This is a genomic window from Psychrobacter sp. (assembly GCF_030457785.1).
Taxonomy (GTDB): domain Bacteria; phylum Pseudomonadota; class Gammaproteobacteria; order Pseudomonadales; family Moraxellaceae; genus Psychrobacter.
The window spans coordinates 1-15,584 of the sequence record NZ_JAKDUI010000034.1 but is presented as its reverse complement, the minus strand read 5'-3'; the positions used below and the strand labels follow the sequence as shown (position 1 = coordinate 15,584).

Annotated in this window: 15 protein-coding genes; 10 read left to right on the top strand and 5 right to left on the bottom strand. The window is 45.4% G+C overall.

Features of this window, described 5'->3' with window-relative positions; all coding sequences use genetic code 11:
• Nucleotides 1–272 precede the first annotated feature (272 nt).
• Nucleotides 273–1,409 carry a molecular chaperone DnaJ gene (gene dnaJ, locus L0J61_RS03210; protein ID WP_301464877.1) on the bottom strand — a complete coding sequence of 379 codons (1,137 nt, stop codon included), beginning with the start codon at nucleotides 1,407–1,409 and terminating at the stop codon, nucleotides 273–275.
• Nucleotides 1,410–1,824: 415 nt separating this feature from the next.
• Here dnaJ and L0J61_RS03205 point away from each other — a divergent pair, with 415 nt between their 5' ends.
• Together L0J61_RS03205 and L0J61_RS03200 are read left to right on the top strand one after the other, a co-directional pair.
• Nucleotides 1,825–2,475 (top strand): DUF2939 domain-containing protein, encoded by a 651-nt coding sequence (locus L0J61_RS03205; protein ID WP_301464876.1) that lies wholly within the window; start codon nucleotides 1,825–1,827, stop codon nucleotides 2,473–2,475.
• A 167-nt stretch (nucleotides 2,476–2,642) separates the two neighbouring features.
• Nucleotides 2,643–3,752 (top strand): homocysteine S-methyltransferase family protein, encoded by a 1,110-nt coding sequence (locus L0J61_RS03200; protein ID WP_301464875.1) that lies wholly within the window; start codon nucleotides 2,643–2,645, stop codon nucleotides 3,750–3,752.
• Between the two features lie 48 nt (nucleotides 3,753–3,800).
• Here the strand turns inward: L0J61_RS03200 and L0J61_RS03195 are convergent, their stop codons facing one another.
• Together L0J61_RS03195 and L0J61_RS03190 are read right to left on the bottom strand one after the other, a co-directional pair.
• The gene (locus L0J61_RS03195) at nucleotides 3,801–4,877 is read right to left on the bottom strand and encodes a thioredoxin fold domain-containing protein (RefSeq protein WP_301464874.1); all 1,077 of its coding nucleotides are present in this window, start codon (nucleotides 4,875–4,877) and stop codon (nucleotides 3,801–3,803) included.
• Between the two features lie 415 nt (nucleotides 4,878–5,292).
• The gene (locus L0J61_RS03190; RefSeq protein ID WP_301464873.1) at nucleotides 5,293–5,997 is read right to left on the bottom strand and encodes a pseudouridine synthase; all 705 of its coding nucleotides are present in this window, start codon (nucleotides 5,995–5,997) and stop codon (nucleotides 5,293–5,295) included.
• Between the two features lie 194 nt (nucleotides 5,998–6,191).
• On the opposite strand from L0J61_RS03190, the gene L0J61_RS03185 reads away from it, so the two are divergent.
• The 5 genes from L0J61_RS03185 (at nucleotide 6,192) to L0J61_RS03165 (ending at nucleotide 10,649) form a co-directional block, all read left to right on the top strand.
• On the top strand, nucleotides 6,192–6,788 hold the full coding sequence (locus L0J61_RS03185; RefSeq protein ID WP_301464872.1) for a YigZ family protein: 597 nt from the start codon (nucleotides 6,192–6,194) through the stop codon (nucleotides 6,786–6,788).
• Between the two features lie 172 nt (nucleotides 6,789–6,960).
• Nucleotides 6,961–8,064 carry a YheT family hydrolase gene (locus L0J61_RS03180; protein ID WP_301464871.1) on the top strand — a complete coding sequence of 368 codons (1,104 nt, stop codon included), beginning with the start codon at nucleotides 6,961–6,963 and terminating at the stop codon, nucleotides 8,062–8,064.
• Between the two features lie 58 nt (nucleotides 8,065–8,122).
• Nucleotides 8,123–8,665, top strand: a complete 543-nt coding sequence (locus tag L0J61_RS03175; protein ID WP_301464870.1) for an acyl-CoA thioesterase — start codon at nucleotides 8,123–8,125, stop codon at nucleotides 8,663–8,665.
• A gap of 191 nt (nucleotides 8,666–8,856) precedes the next feature.
• The gene (locus L0J61_RS03170; RefSeq protein WP_301464869.1) at nucleotides 8,857–9,234 is read left to right on the top strand and encodes a DsrE family protein; all 378 of its coding nucleotides are present in this window, start codon (nucleotides 8,857–8,859) and stop codon (nucleotides 9,232–9,234) included.
• Between the two features lie 371 nt (nucleotides 9,235–9,605).
• Nucleotides 9,606–10,649 (top strand): nitronate monooxygenase family protein, encoded by a 1,044-nt coding sequence (locus L0J61_RS03165; RefSeq protein WP_301464868.1) that lies wholly within the window; start codon nucleotides 9,606–9,608, stop codon nucleotides 10,647–10,649.
• Nucleotides 10,650–10,651: 2 nt separating this feature from the next.
• Here L0J61_RS03165 and L0J61_RS03160 read toward each other — a convergent pair whose 3' ends face one another.
• Together L0J61_RS03160 and L0J61_RS03155 are read right to left on the bottom strand one after the other, a co-directional pair.
• A complete protein-coding gene (locus L0J61_RS03160) occupies nucleotides 10,652–11,602 on the bottom strand; it encodes an alpha/beta fold hydrolase (RefSeq protein ID WP_301464867.1) in 951 nt (316 codons plus the stop codon).
• Between the two features lie 147 nt (nucleotides 11,603–11,749).
• Nucleotides 11,750–12,460: an aspartate/glutamate racemase family protein gene (locus L0J61_RS03155; RefSeq protein WP_301464866.1), complete on the bottom strand. Its 711-nt coding sequence runs from the start codon at nucleotides 12,458–12,460 to the stop codon at nucleotides 11,750–11,752.
• A 251-nt stretch (nucleotides 12,461–12,711) separates the two neighbouring features.
• Between L0J61_RS03155 and L0J61_RS03150 the strand changes: the two genes are divergently transcribed.
• From L0J61_RS03150 to L0J61_RS03140, 3 genes are all read left to right on the top strand, one after another.
• Nucleotides 12,712–12,966: a DUF2798 domain-containing protein gene (locus L0J61_RS03150; RefSeq protein ID WP_301464865.1), complete on the top strand. Its 255-nt coding sequence runs from the start codon at nucleotides 12,712–12,714 to the stop codon at nucleotides 12,964–12,966.
• A gap of 479 nt (nucleotides 12,967–13,445) precedes the next feature.
• On the top strand, nucleotides 13,446–14,423 hold the full coding sequence (locus tag L0J61_RS03145; RefSeq protein WP_301464864.1) for a zinc-binding dehydrogenase: 978 nt from the start codon (nucleotides 13,446–13,448) through the stop codon (nucleotides 14,421–14,423).
• 34 nt (nucleotides 14,424–14,457) lie between these two features.
• On the top strand, nucleotides 14,458–15,462 hold the full coding sequence (locus L0J61_RS03140) for a YhdH/YhfP family quinone oxidoreductase (protein ID WP_301464863.1): 1,005 nt from the start codon (nucleotides 14,458–14,460) through the stop codon (nucleotides 15,460–15,462).
• Nucleotides 15,463–15,584 lie beyond the last annotated feature (122 nt).

Genomic DNA, 15,584 nt, shown 5'->3' with positions numbered 1-15,584 from the left:
GAAGAAACATAAAACCGATACGATTGTATTATCGTCTACTGGTACAAATTTTACTTGCGCGCTGTCTTCACAGAGGCTGCCAAAAATTTTGTCCCAGTAGCACTGTAGCGATTTTAAAATCTTTTGATTATGTCTATCTTAAGTTTAGCAAATAACACGGTAAACATGGCTGTTTCTCGCATCAAAAAAGCAGCATCAAAAAAAAGCCCAATGGTTCCACGTGGAACCATTAGGCTTGATATATCAGATTAATACTGTCGTATATCTACGCATCAATCAAATAAATCACCAATCTTTGCAAAGAATGACTTTTTATGCGGCGACTGTTGATGTTTACTATCACCATCCAAAGTATCTTGGAACTGACGTAACAAGTCTTTTTGTTCGCGCGTTAGATTCACTGGCGTTTCGATAACGACACGACAAATCAAATCGCCTTTCATAGTCGTACGTACTGGGGTCACGCCTTTACCACGTACACGCAGTAGCTTGCCACTTTGCGTGCCTTCTGCGACTTTCAGTTTTACTTTGCCATCTAGCGTTGGAATCTCGACTTCTTTACCCAACGCTGCATCAGTAATACTCACTGGCACATCCATATATAGATCTGCACCTTGACGAGTAAAGACTTTGTGCGCTTTGACGCGTACTTCAACGTACAGATCGCCGTTTTGGATACCAGCGCCACCCGCTTCGCCTTCACCTGCTAGGCGGACACGATCACCATCATCGACACCTGCAGGGATAGAAACTTCTAGTGTGCGTGATTGGTCTTTGACTCCATTACCGTGGCAATCAGGACAAGGGTTTTTGATCTGCTTACCTGTGCCGCCACAATGCGGGCAAGCTTGCTGAACAGCAAAGAAGCCTTGCTGCATACGAATCTGACCTTGTCCACGACAGGTCTGACAAGTGACAATATCAGAAGCATTTTTTGCCCCCTTGCCGTCACAAGTGCCACAGGGCGCAGGTGCAGTAAAGCTGATTTCTTTTTTGCAGCCACGTACGGCTTCTTCTAGTGTCAGCTCGATCACATAACGCAAATCTGATCCACGACGAGAACGACCACCGCCGCCGCCACGAGACTGCCCAAAAATATCACCAAAGTTGCCGAAGATATCACCGAAGATGTCGTTGAAGTTGCCGCCGCCAGCACCACCGAAACCACCACCGCCCATGCCATTTTCAAAGGCTGCATGCCCCATACGGTCGTATGCTGAGCGTTTCTCTTGGTCGCTCAGTACTTCATAAGCCATCGACGCTTCTTTGAATTTATCTTCGGCGTCTGGATCATCAGAGTTGCGATCGGGATGGTATTTCATGGCCAGCTTACGGTAGGCTCGCTTAATTTCTTTACTGTCAGCGGTTTTGCTAACCCCTAATACTTCATAAAAATCGCGCTTACTCATGGAGTCTCCTATCATCTCTACAGTGCCACTACCCGCCCTAGCAATGCAATCTCGCTATCATTTTTCACCCCCTGTTTAAGTGTTTCACATGAAACATAACAGTTTGAGCGATGATATATAAAATCGTCACTGGATACATTATTCGTGCAGGTATGGTGGGATGCTGCTTAGCCAAATCAATTATTAAAAGTTTGCGCTTTTTATGGAGATGGTTGGATGATTTATCAAGCGCTGAATCGATGAAATTTACCAGCGAACTCATTCCTTCGCGCCAAGTAGAGTTGGTTAGGGTTTGGTAAAGGTTTTCATACCTTAATATGATGGAGTCGTGCTAGTATTTGTCGCAAAGTTTGTGCTCATTTCTATGACCATAATTAAGTTCATGATTAAGTTTGCGATGAAGGTATCATTTCTTATGAAAAAGCTAATTGTTTTATTAATAGTCATTATCATGGCAATTTATGCAGGATCGCCTTACTACAGCGCCTATCATCTCAAAAACGCCTACGACGATAAAAATGGTGCAGCCATCGCAGCTGCTATTGATTATGAGCAAGTACGCCCAAGTATTCAAAATCAATTGACCGATCAGTTTTCTACCACCATCAGCCAGTATCCGTTAGTCATGGAGTTGGGCGGTGAAGCATTAACCCAAGCAGCAAATAGCTTTATCATGGAAGCTGTGGACGGTGCCGTCACACCGCAAAACATCGAGCGAGTTATCAATACTCAAGGACAAGCAAACACGGCGACCAAAGAGCTCGCTGCCGCTTGGGCGATCGCTAGCAACCAAGTCAATCTCAAAGACTTTATTCAAAACCTCATCGTCCAGCGTGGCGATATCGACTCAGTCGTCGAAAGCCAAGTACAAGAGATTATGAAAAAGCAAGCGGCTGAGCTAGAACAACGAGCCGCGCAAGGCACCGATAGCGATAAGCCAAAACTGAGTTACTGTGGTATCAACTGCTTCAATATCAGTGGTCAGGTGAAAGGCTATCCACTGACTATAGAGATGCAGCGAGATGGACTAATCGGTTGGAAAATCGTCAATATTGTGTTGCCGTAATACACAATATAGCCATAGCAGATAGCATGGCTATAGCAAAAAATGCTGTGTCTATTTTTTAAATTGAAGCGTTTTAACAAACTGAGAAGCTTGGAACTGAGAATCTCAAAACTGAAGAGTTTAAAACTGAGGACTTGGGACTATTAAGCTAATTTATAAGTGAATTTATGATGCAAACTAGAACAACGCCGCAGGTACTACCCAACCAAACTCACCGTTCGTCTACTACCCCAGAGACTGTCACAGCAACACCTATGACGATACTAGATGGTGGGATGGGCCGTGAGCTTGAACAGCGCGGTGCGCCTTTTCGTCAACCTGAATGGTCAGCGCTATCACTGAGCCTAGCTCCCAATAGTGTGCATGATATCCATTTGGACTACATAAAATCTGGTGCCACTGTCATCACGGTTAATAGTTATGCAGTCACCCCTTATCATTTAGGAGATGCTTTTTTTTCTAAAGGCGAAGCGCTTATAGAAACAGCGGCAAAACTCGCCTTTGAGGCCGTACAAGCCAGCAATTCACAGACAGATAAAAACCTTAACAGTCCGACAAATGTGAAAATTGCTGGCTGTTTACCGCCGTTATTTGGCTCTTATCGACCAGATTTGTTCGATGCTGAGCAAGCGCCCACTATTGCGCAGCCACTCCTATCAGCACAAGCAGACTATGTAGATATGTGGTTGGTAGAGACGCAAAGTAGTATCGTTGAAGCGCAAACCTGGTATCAGTTGATTGAGAAATTCACAGCGACTAAAAAAGAATCCACGGCGAAAACAGATACTCTGTCTAAACCCATTTGGATCGCATTTACGTTGGACGATAGCCAATTAGAGGGCAGTCAACCAGATATCTCTACTGATAACGTTGCCGATGTTGACCAGACCATCTATTCACCTGTACTACCTACACTGCGCTCTGGCGAATCAGTGGCAGAGGCCATACAGGCTATGATGGTGTTGGATGTTGATGCGGTATTATTCAACTGTAGCCAACCCGAGGTCATGGCCTCTGCACTGCAAGTCGCAAAGGCTACGATCGATGAAGCAGGGTCACCCATGCAGCTGGGTGTATATGCTAATGCCTTTGTATCAAAACAAAGCCACAAACAGGCCAACGCTCAACTGCGCCAGATACGTGAGGACACAACTCCTAAGCATTATCTGACTTGGGCTAAGCTTTGGCAAGACTCTGGTGCAAGTATTATCGGCGGTTGCTGTGGTATTGGCACCGAGCATATTGAGCAGATCGCACAGCACCTAACCCAGAAGTAGTATGGTTTTAGTAGCTTAAGCGACTAATCGAGCTACTCTACGCCCAAGCTACTCTACTCCCAAAAACTCTAAAAATTCAGGGCTCTCAAAACTTGCCTGATAAAGTACGCCATCCTCACGATAAATAGCAGGCGTCGCCATCACCGCCAAACCAGCCGCTTTGTCACGGTTTGGCGTCACATTGTCGACTGTGCAGTTGGCTGGTGCAGGTGTCATATCTCCCTGCAACATCGCTTTATCGAAAGCGGCGCGGCGGCTGTCTTCGCTACCTTGACACCAGATATCACGCATCTGTTCAGGTGACTGCTCATATATCGGATAACCGATGACGTTTACCGTGACGCCTTTTTCATTAAGCATCGGTACTTGCTGATGCAGGCGACGGCAATAAGGGCAATTGACGTCATCCGCCACATAAATAACTGCCTTTTCAGCGGTCGTTGCAGGATAAGTTATCAACTGCTCTTCATCTAACGTCTGAAATACAGACTGATTTTTGCGAGCTTCGAAATCTTCATCGAGTCCCATAAACTGACCGTTTTCGATCACTGAAATCTCGCCATCAGTAATATACTGCGCATCATCGGACAACAAGAATGGCACGCCTTCTAGTGTCGCGCCCCAGATAACACCAGGCACAGCGGTATAATAGAATGGTATCTTATCATTCATATGTTTTAGGGCGCCCATATTCGCAAGAATAGCGGATTTAGTCTCAGGGCTGACTGGCTGCCCTGCCTGTGTGCTACTGCTACGAGTGGGTGCTGTGGTCTCTACGCGTTCACTTGGGTTTTTTTGTAGCTCGCCTTGGATGACGTATTTACCATCTTCGGTGATATGCAATGGTGGTTGATCGGCGAGGCTAATTTGATACATGTTGGGCAAATTAGAAGGCTCAATCGCTGTGATTTGCACCTTTATGCCTGCTTGGCTAAGCACTTGGCGCAACCGGCTATCGACCTCATCGCTCACTTGTAGAACTTGGTCAGCTTGGGTGGCACCTTGGCTTGAACTCGGGCTTGCACTCTGGCTGGCAGCGTCAACAGCGTTCGGATCGGCGCAAGCCGTCGTTGCCAACAACATGGCACTGATTAAGCTAGCAGATTTTAATACAGGTAATTTCACAGAAGACCATCCTATCTAATTTTGAAGAAAGCTAATTTTGATGAAGGCGATTTTATAAAATATTATACAAAAACTTATATTAACTGAATTAAAAGACTTTACCATAGCTCGTGCTTTTGCGAAGCCCTAACTGTCTGATTTTGCAAAACTGCCACAAAACTTTAAGGGATAGGTAATAAAAACAGCCTGCCAAAATGTGTCGTCGTTTAGGTTCGAGATTGGGTTGTGAGTAGGTGTTTGCCTGTAAACAAGCACAATCTAGCGGATATGCTCAATATAGCCATCAAGCGAGGCAGTGACGAGTGAGCACCACAAATAACTATAAAAGTAAAAGCCCTGCTATATTCGTATTTTATAGCAGGGCTTTAAGCAATTTTACTTAGAAATGAAAGGCTATCAGCTTAGGGAATATGTCCTAGAAGTTTTCGACCTCTTCTGGTGTCAAGAAGCGGCTGTCGCCTTTGTCCAAACCTTCTAAAGTAATATGACCAATCCTCGCGCGATGCAGTTCGACAACTTTATTGCCAAAGTAACCCATCATGCGTTTGACCTGATGATATTTGCCCTGCTCTAGAATCAGGCGTGCGTGTGTCTCATCTATAAACTCAAGCGTGGCAGGCTTGGTCGGCTCATGATCTCCCTCTAGCAAGATACCTTCGGCGACTTTTTTGATGGCTTTTTCCTGCGCTGCACTATCCATTGGGTCGGCCAACGTCAGCTCATAGACCTTAGCATGCTCGTGCTTGGGGCTGGTCACACGGTGTAGCCAACCGCCATCATCACTCAGCAGCAACGCACCAGTGGTATCGACATCGAGACGTCCAGCGATACGTAAGCTGTCAAGCTCTGGCACGGCAATCAGCTCAGTCACGATGGGATACTCTTTTGGTTTTAGCGTACATTCAAAGCCTTCTGGCTTATGCAACAATATATAGCGGTTGCCTGTGGCCACTGACAGCGGCTCACCAACCCACATCACATCATCATTGATAATATCAACGTGCAAGCCTGGGTCTTTTACGACTTCGTCATTCACAGTCACCTCGCTTGCGTGCAAAATCTTTTTCGACTCTTTACGCGACAGCTCAGTGGCTTTACTAATAAATTTATCTAAACGCATGCTATTTGCTACCATCAGTTTTATAAGACCAATCTAAGTCAGAAGCCAACATCTTTATACTCGGCGTGAGCCGCTCGTTATCTTCACTGACTAGAAATGGTACTATAATGAAAATTAATTGCACACTGCGCCCAATACGGCAGACAGTGCAAGTTAGATTAAGTTTACCATATCCAACCTAAGCCTGATGAAATATGAGCTATCAAACACTAAAACGTGCCGTCACTACTCGTTTAGACATTAAAAAATCTGAATTTATCTCCTATGCTTTTCCTGTGACGTCGCGTGAGCAAGCCATGTTTCACGTGGAACAGCTACGCGAAAAGTACCCAGATGCTCGTCACCATTGCTGGGCGTATATCATTGGCGACCCTGATAACACAACCAGCGCAGGTTTCGATGACGATGGCGAGCCAAGCGGCACAGCGGGACGTCCGATACTAAATGTCCTACAGCACAAATCTATCGGCAATGTCATCATCGTCGTGGTGCGTTACTTTGGTGGTATCAAACTGGGTGCTGGTGGGCTGACTCGTGCTTACGCAGGGTCGACGCAAGCAGCGGTCGATGAGATGGTATTGCTCCCTTATGTGCCAATGGCAAAGGTGCAAATCTTGGCTGACTTTGCTACTGAAGCCCAGTGTCGCTATGTGGTCGAGAGCTTGAATGGTGGGATTGACGACGCTGCTTACAGCAAGCAAGTAACGCTAACCGTGACACTCGCTGAGGCAGATATTGACAGATTAAAAGAGCGTCTTGCGATGGATGGGCGGGTGTTAGACGAACCCTAGAGGGACAACAGCACTTACGCTATGCACCCTATCTCCTATTACTCGAACAGATTGATGACAGTATTTTGAGTAACCACACGTTCACTGAAAAACATTGGTTTTTATAATGATGGTCGCTATGATAAAACCTTGATGATTAACGACAACACATATCCTTATATAAGACCATAATATGCCAACACCTAGCCCGAAAAAACCCTTTTCCCCCAAACCATTCAAACCGCCATTTTGGCTAACCAATCCGCATCTACAAAGCATCTTGCCCAAATTCTTTGCACCCAAAGCTCCGACCTATCGCCGTGTGGTCGAAAAAGACTCATTGGACGAGAGTGATATTGCCTACGACTTTTATGATGCGCACCCTGTAGCAGAATCGACAGATGGTGAGCTTGAGCAGACACCATTAATCGTACTATTTCATGGAATGGAAGGCAGTAGTGACAGTCATTATGCTCGTGCGTTGGCGTATCAAATGCATGCCCAAGGCTGGCACTTTGTCGTCGCCCATTTCCGTAGTTGTGGCGGTATTCCTGCCAGCGGTACCGTATTTTATAATGCTGGTGATACAGATGAGGTACATCACGCGCTACAGAATTTGCGCGAGCAGTATGCCAATATCTATGCGGTTGGTGTGTCATTAGGTGGTAATGCACTGGCCAAATATATGGGCGAATATAGCGATAAGGCGCTATGTAAAGGCGCGGCTGTCATCTCCGCACCTGTCGATATGTCCTCAGCTGCCATTACGATGCATAGTTTTCTGAGTCATCGTATCTATACGCCGTATTTGCTTAACCCAATTATCAAAAAAGCCCTCGCCAATGACTTGAGCAAAGATGAAATCGACGCTATCAAATCATCCAATCGCATCAGTGATTTTGATGATATTTTTACCGCGCCACGTCATGGTTATCGCTCTAAGAACGACTATTATTATACGGCCTCTGCCCTACCGTATCTAAGAAACGTTACCCAGCCACTACTACTCATTAGCGCTAAAGACGATCCGTTTATCGGTTTCACTGCGACGCCAAACGATGTCTCAGATAGCGTGACTATTTTGGATACGCCGCACGGTGGTCATATCGGTTATTTGCGTTATCGTTCGGACAATGATCAGGGCAAAAGCAAATCTTCTGTCACTAGTGATAAAGAGTCTAAGACTTCAAAATTCGATATCAACTGGATACCCGAAACCGTCAGCGCTTATTTCAATTGGATTGGTGTGGCTTCTATTAGCGAACCTTCTCAGGATGTAGACTCTGACAATAAATAATCATTGTCATCAATGACAAAACAATAACCTGATCTTTTAACCCTTTTGAGAGTGCGCTATGTACCCATTTATCCGTTATGCCAGCACCATCGCTCGTGCCGCCCTAAAAACGAAAAAAGGCGATACATTGACGTTCAAAGATACCAGTGAGATTCAATTTCGCTGCCGTCTATCTGATATCGATAATTTTTTGGAGATGAATAACGGCCGCGTATTCACGCTGTATGATTTGGGACGTATGGATTTTGCGGTACGGACTGGGCTTGGCAAGCAGTTGATAAAGCAGCGTTGGGGTTTGGTGATCGCGGGCAGCACCATCCAATATCGTAAGCGTATCCGCGCCTTTCAAAAAGTCACGCTAAAGACCAAAATCGTCGGTATCGATGCGCGCTGGATCTATATCGAGCAATCCATGTGGGTGAAAGGTAAACCCTGCTCCTCGGGTCTACTGCGTACGGGTGTGACCAAAGGCGGTAAAGTGATCGACCCGGCACAAGTACTGGCAGTATTAGGGCAGTCTGATTGGACGATGCCGCCGACCGGCTATGTGGCCGAATGGATAGAGAGTGATGCCGACCGCCCATGGCCGCCTACGGAGTAATGATAAGATAGCTTAATCAAAAGCGGCTTTGCTGAATACTTCTCAAAAGCACATCACAAGCACGTCACAAGTAAGTAACCTTATGACTACTATTGCATAACAATACATTATACAAATAAGTATAATAAATGTTAGGATAGTGGTGAGTATATACTCAGACAAAATAAATATAGTCTTATAAGGAGAGCAGTATGGCTAACACAACAGATTATGTCGGCACATTATTTGATAATAGTGAATCAAATCCAAACAAGATCACTGTCGCCTTTACTATGGCAGGTGTGGCACTGAAAAAAGGCCATTCTGCTACTGTCATACTCATGGTGGATGCGGTGCATCTGGCAAAACCAAATGCGCTAGACAATGTAGACATCGGCGATCCGTTTGAGCCTGCTGGTGAGTTACTAGAAGCCTTTATCGAAAAAGGCGGTCAAGTATTGGTCTGCGGCGCTTGCATGAAACATAATGGCGTAGAAGAGTCAGATGTCGATAAGCGTTTTGAAGTAATTAGTGGTGATGATGTAGTTGAGCTACTGATGAATGCGAAAGGGTCGTTGCAGTTGAATTAAAAGATAAGAAAAATTAGTTTATAAGAATATAAAAGTAGGTCAGTTTTCTTTGTCATCGTTTTGGATGGCCTGGAAGCTAGCCTATTTTATTTACAGTTTTCATAAAATTCAGTAGATTATAAGAAGTTAAAACTAAGTAATAGAGAAGCCATTAAAATCTCTCTAGGTTTTTTTATTCACTATGTGTTTCAATTTGCTCTGGTTAGATACTTTAATGATATTAAGTATGTGCCTTAATAGCTCTTACCTACAAAACCATAGCCAAAGCCCACTCCTTCTATTTTCTAACTAAATACACACTATCTAACACAGACGATATTCAGCTTTGTTAAAGTAGCTCATGCAAACACTCTACTAAAAGGCAGCCAGTCATGAGCTTACTTAAAACCCTGAACCTCTCCTACCCTATCGTCCAAGCACCAATGGCAGGTGCAACCACACCTGAACTGGCAGCGACGGTAAGTAACTTTGGTGGACTAGGCTCATTGGGATCTGGTATGACGGCGCCAGACGTTTTAACCGGCCAAATTGATACCATTAAATCGCTCACCGACCGTCCTTTTATGATCAACCTGATGGTACTCTCCAAGCAGGAGTATACGACCATTGATACCGAGCTCCCTACTTGGCTAAGTGAGTACTATCAAGACAACACTATCGAATGTGCACTACCTAAATGCCCCGCTCAGAACTTCTCAGATCAGCTGCAAGTGCTCTATGACAACCCCGTTCCTGTCTCCAGTTTTACCTTTGGTATTATCAGTGCTGAGCAAGTCCAGCATCTGAAAAATCTAGGCACACGCGTCATCGGTACCGCCAATCACCCATTAGAAGCGAAAGCGTGGGCGGATATTGGGGCAGACGCAGTATGTGTACAAGGAATCGAGGCTGGCGGACATCGTGGTGGTTGGTTACCGCAAAGTGAGAGCGATCCATTAGGGCTATTGACACTGATTGGCCAAACGCGTGCCTGTACCGATATTCCATTGATTGCGGCTGGTGGCATCATGACTGCACAAGATATCAAAGCGGTTCAAATATCCGGTGCGGAGTTGGCACAGCTTGGCACGGCATTTCTCACCACAGACCAGTGCGGTATCAATGATACTTACAAGCAAGCGCTGATCGATGCCAGTCAAGGCAATCGCAGCGCTGAGACACGCTTAACACGACTGTTTTCAGGTAAGCTCGCTCGTGGTTTATTAAATAACTATCTACGTGATTTTGCTGAATTTGAAAACGCTAATGCGCTACCGCCCTATCCGCAATTAAATGCCATGACCAAATTTATGCGAGCTCATGCTGCCAAAAATATGGATGCAGAACACCTATCGCTATGGGCAGGACAAGGGGTATCTTTGGTCAAACAAGAGAGCACAAATGAGCTGCTTGAGCGATTGGTAAAAGATTTATAAAATTACTCACCTTTTAACGTTGTGCAAAATTTTTTATAATCCTTAGCGGTGTCTTTTACCGACTCTATCATTGGTACGTGACCGACTTCTGACATCATGATGACCTGTGACTGTGGAATAATTGTTTTGATTAAATCAGTCGTTTCAGGCTTGATGACTTGGTCTTTTTCACCCCAGGTCACTAAGGTTGGAATGTGATTTTCTGCGATAAATTTGGCACGCTCCTCGACATTATCTACCACGATTTGCTCTAATATTTTGGCCTCTAACGCTTGATTTGCGATGCGTTCCTGTGCGAAGACCGCTTGCACGGACTTTGGCAAATATGGTGGCTTGTACATGACAAAGTCGTACATTCTGTAGATATCTTCTGTCTTTTGGATCAATAGTGGGTTGTTTTCAAGCGTCGCATTTTCCAACGACTTCGGGATACCCGCTGACCAAAAGCCAGCACTATCGATTAACCACAGACTTTTGACCTCATTAGGATACATCGCTGTATAAGCCACGCTAATAGCACCGCCCATTGAGCTGCCAGCGATATGAACATTGGATGCCACGCCTTTGGCTTGCAGCAGCTCGTGCAAGCGCTGCGCTTGTGCATCAGATCGATAGTCTGCGCGCTCAGGCTTACTCGAATCACCAAACCCCAGTAAGTCGGGAATAATCAGATGGTAGTCTGCCAACTCAGCAGCGATACGGGTAAAGTTGTCTTTATTACCGCCGAAGCCATGTATCAACAATAAAGGCTCAGCATCTGTATTATCATTTTCGGCATAGGTTATCGTTTCTCCAGATGATAACGTGAATGTTTTTACGGCTAAGTCAGCTTTTGAGCGCTCATATTGAACCAGCTTTTGGGTGGTATTTATGGCTAAAGTATTCGGTGTTGTGGTGCAGCTAACGACTGATAAGCTGAAGAAAACGGTAAGACCTAGGCGTTTTAATCTCATCAAAGACTTCCTATTAAGAAGTTAAAAAACAGTTGGCGGTATTGTGGCATGTGGCGAGCGCAACCTAATTAGTGCCACTCGCCACATCTAATAATGACAATATCTGGTAATGATAATATCTCATAATTATAATATAACAGTTTTTACTCAATATTCATCCAACAAAAAATCTACCGCGGCCGCTGCATGGATCGCAGTGGTATCAAATACGGCAATCGGGCTATCCGCTTGATTGATGAGTAACCCAATTTCAGTACAACCCAATATAACGCCTCCTGCCCCTTCATTGGCTAGCTCCTGAATGACTTGAGTATAATACTGTCTTGAGCTATCGAGCAGTTTTCCTTGGCACAGCTCCTCGTAAATAATACGATGTAGCTCTGCTCGATCCTTTGCCTCTGGCACCTGTACTTGCAAGCCTGCATCGAGCAGCCGCTGCTTATAAAAATCCTCAGTCATCGTGAACTGCGTGCCAAGTAGTGCGATATTGGTCAGCCCTTGCTGTTGTATTACGTCAGCCGTGGCATCAGCAATATGGATAAGCGGTAGCTCCGTCGCAGTTTGCACTTCATCTGCGATTTTGTGCATGGTGTTGGTCGCGATGAGCAAACCTTGTGCGCCTGCTGCTTTTAGGCGTTCACCACTATTTGCCAGCATCGAGCCCATCTCAGTCCACGCGCCTTGCGCTTGTAGCTCGCCAATGGGTGCAAAATCCACGCTATGAATCAGTAAATCCGCTGAATGCAAGTTACCTAATTCTGCTTTGATGCCTTCGTTGATTAAGCGATAATAACTTTGAGTACTCTCCCAACTCATGCCGCCGATGATACCCAATGTACGCTGTTTTCTAGCTGTCATGTCCTAACCCTATTATGTGTTTTACGCCCCTTTATCCTAGCAAAAGCAACCAGCTTTGGTGCGCTATTTTGAAGGGTGTTTTGAAAGACATTTTACCCAGCCCTCATCAAGCGATATCATGAGCATAGGTTGTTATAATCGTAGATCGTTATAATCATAGAGCACGACGAGGATGATAGCTTCTTTACCCAGTGCGTCCTCCTACCTTCCTACCACCACGGTGCCGACACCACGCAGGACAACCGAATACTATGGCAAAACTTCCCATCATTAGGATACGTACACGGCGAAAATACTATCGACTTATCTTCACGGGTATCATGGCGATGATGATGTCGTTCATTATTTCGACGGCATTGTTGGTAGTAAAACAAGGCTTTATCGATGGCTTTTTTATGGAGCTGATGCATTCGTGGGGACTGGCATTTATGTTTGCTTGGCCAAGCGCTTATGCCTGCGCCTATGTCGTGCAAGAGCATATTCTTAGTCGTATTGAGTTTTATTAGGGCGTGTCATCAATTAGATTATGAGCATTAAAATGAAATAAATTGATGCTAAACAAGGAAAGATTCGCAGTGAAGATGAACATATTGGCAAGGATTTTGACACCCTTTAGCGAAAATTTAGCCATTTTAAGGCCATAAATTGCATCAATGTACTAATTGATGCAATTTATGGCCTAAGTAATACAAAAAACACTACTGATGTAAGCCAAGCTTTCTATAATGAAATCCCGTTAGCGCAAATGTACCCGATGTCTAGACGACCAGTCTATTTTTAAGTATAGTGGTTTTTTTAAGTATAGTGACTTTGTGAGTCGATGACCTATCAACATCATTATCATGGTATCGTTTCTACTAAAACAAAAATTACATTGGTGGATGACCTTACTTAATAGCATGATGTTTATAGTCAGTTATTCATACTCTTAACATACTTATCAAACCATAAACCACAAAACCATAAATAAGCAAAGGAAATGATTATGCGCAGCGCTACCTATAACGAATTTGGCAAACCCTCTGATGTACTGAATCTAAGCGACAGCCCCATCCCCGAGCCGAAGGCAAATGAAGTCCGAGTCAAAACGATACTCTCATCTATCCATAACCATGATCTACTGACTATCCGTGGACAATATGGCTTTAAACCTGAGCTACCCGCCATCGCTGGCTCCGAAGCAGTAGGCGTAATCGATGCTGTCGGCAGCGATGTCAAAGACCTAAAAGTCGGTCAGCGTGTCGCGGCTGCCAGTGTGCAAGCAACATGGGCAGAGTACTTCACCGCACCTGAACACATGATATTTCCGATACCAGATAGCTTGGATGACGACATGGCGGCGCAATTGATTGCGATGCCGCTTAGCGCCTTAATGCTCCTTGAGTTCTTAGAGGTTAAGAGCGGTCAATGGATCATTCATAATGCGGCAAACGGTGCAGTCGGTAAATCACTCGCCATGCTGGCAGCAGCGCGCGACGTGAATACTATTAACGTGGTTAGAAGTAGCGATGCTATCAAAGAACTAGACGCACTGGGCATCAAAAATAACGTCAGCACCTCAGACGAGGACTGGAAAGATCAGGTCAAATCTATCCTTGGTGATGACAAAATTAGCGCGGCAGTCGACTCTGTAGGCGGCGAAGACAGCGGCGATATGCTCTCGCTCCTCGGTCATGGTGGCACGCTAGCTGTCTTTGGTGCGATGTCTGGCAAACCGATGGTCATCAACCCGACGCATGTCATCTTTAAGCAAGCGACTATCAAAGGATTTTGGGGTAGCAAGCTCAGTCAAGAGATGAGCCTGGAGAACAAACAATGTCTGATCGATGAGCTGATCGAGCGTGCGGTTGCAGGTAAGTTACAGCTGCCTGTTGAAGCCACGTTTGATTTGGCAGATGTGGTCAAAGCAGTAGACGGAAAACTGCAAAAGGAAAAAAACGGCAAAGTGATCTTGAAGCCGTAAAATATATATGGATATTACAGTAGGAGAAAATACTATGTCGAACGATAAAGCCTTTAAGGCGTTAGTGGTACAAGAAGATAGCAAGGGTAACTTTAGCAAAAGCATTCAGGAGCGTCAGGTCAGCGAGCTACCAGATAATGATCTACTGATCGAGGTACACTACTCCTCTCTCAACTACAAAGACGCGATGTCGGCCTCCGGCAATAAGATGATTACCAAAAACTTCCCGCATACCCCAGGTATTGATGCAGCGGGTGTCGTTATCAGCGACAAGTCGGGCACCTTTAATGAAGGGCAAAAGGTCGTGATCTTTGGCTACGATTTAGGTATGGATACACCTGGCGGCTTGGGTCAGATGATCTCTATCCCTGCTGACTGGGCGGTTGCCTGCCCTGATGCGTTGACCCTAAAAGAGGCGATGATCTACGGTACTGGCGGTATCACCGCAGCACTCAGTATTCAAAAGCTCGAAAAAATGGGCGTAAAACCAAGTGATGGTCCAGTTGCCGTCAGCGGTGCGACTGGCGGCGTGGGTAGTATCAGCATCGCGATTTTGAGCCAGTTAGGCTATGACGTCATCGCCTTCTCAGGGAAGACAGAGCAAACTGAGCATCTCAAAGCGCTTGGCGCAACCGAAGTCCGTCATCGTGATAGCGTCAATGACGTCGGCAAACGACCTGTCGGCCGCGAGCTATGGGCGAACGCTATCGATACGGTCGGCGGTGAATATCTCGCCAACTTACTCAAGCAAACTAAAGCAGGCGGCGCGGTCACCTCTTGTGGTCTGGCGGCCTCCGCTGAATTTGCGATGACGGTACTGCCGTTTATCACGCGCGGCGTGTCTCTACTCGGTATCGACTCGGTCTATATTCCGCTAGAAGATAAAAAGACTATTTGGAATCGAGTGGCAACTGATATGAAGCTACCCAATCTCGAGAGCTATGGCGAAGAGATTACGCTAGAGCAAACGCCAGAGTACTTAGATCGCTTTATGGCGGGCAAAACGGTTGGGCGTTACGTGGTGAATGTGCGGGGTTAATTTTTCTAGTTTTGAAGTTGAGTTCTAAATGATGGCAGCGCTTCTTTTTGGGGTGCTGCCTTTTTTTAGTAATACCAAACCCAACAATTAAAGTTGCGCCCAAGCACGAGCAGTTAACGACC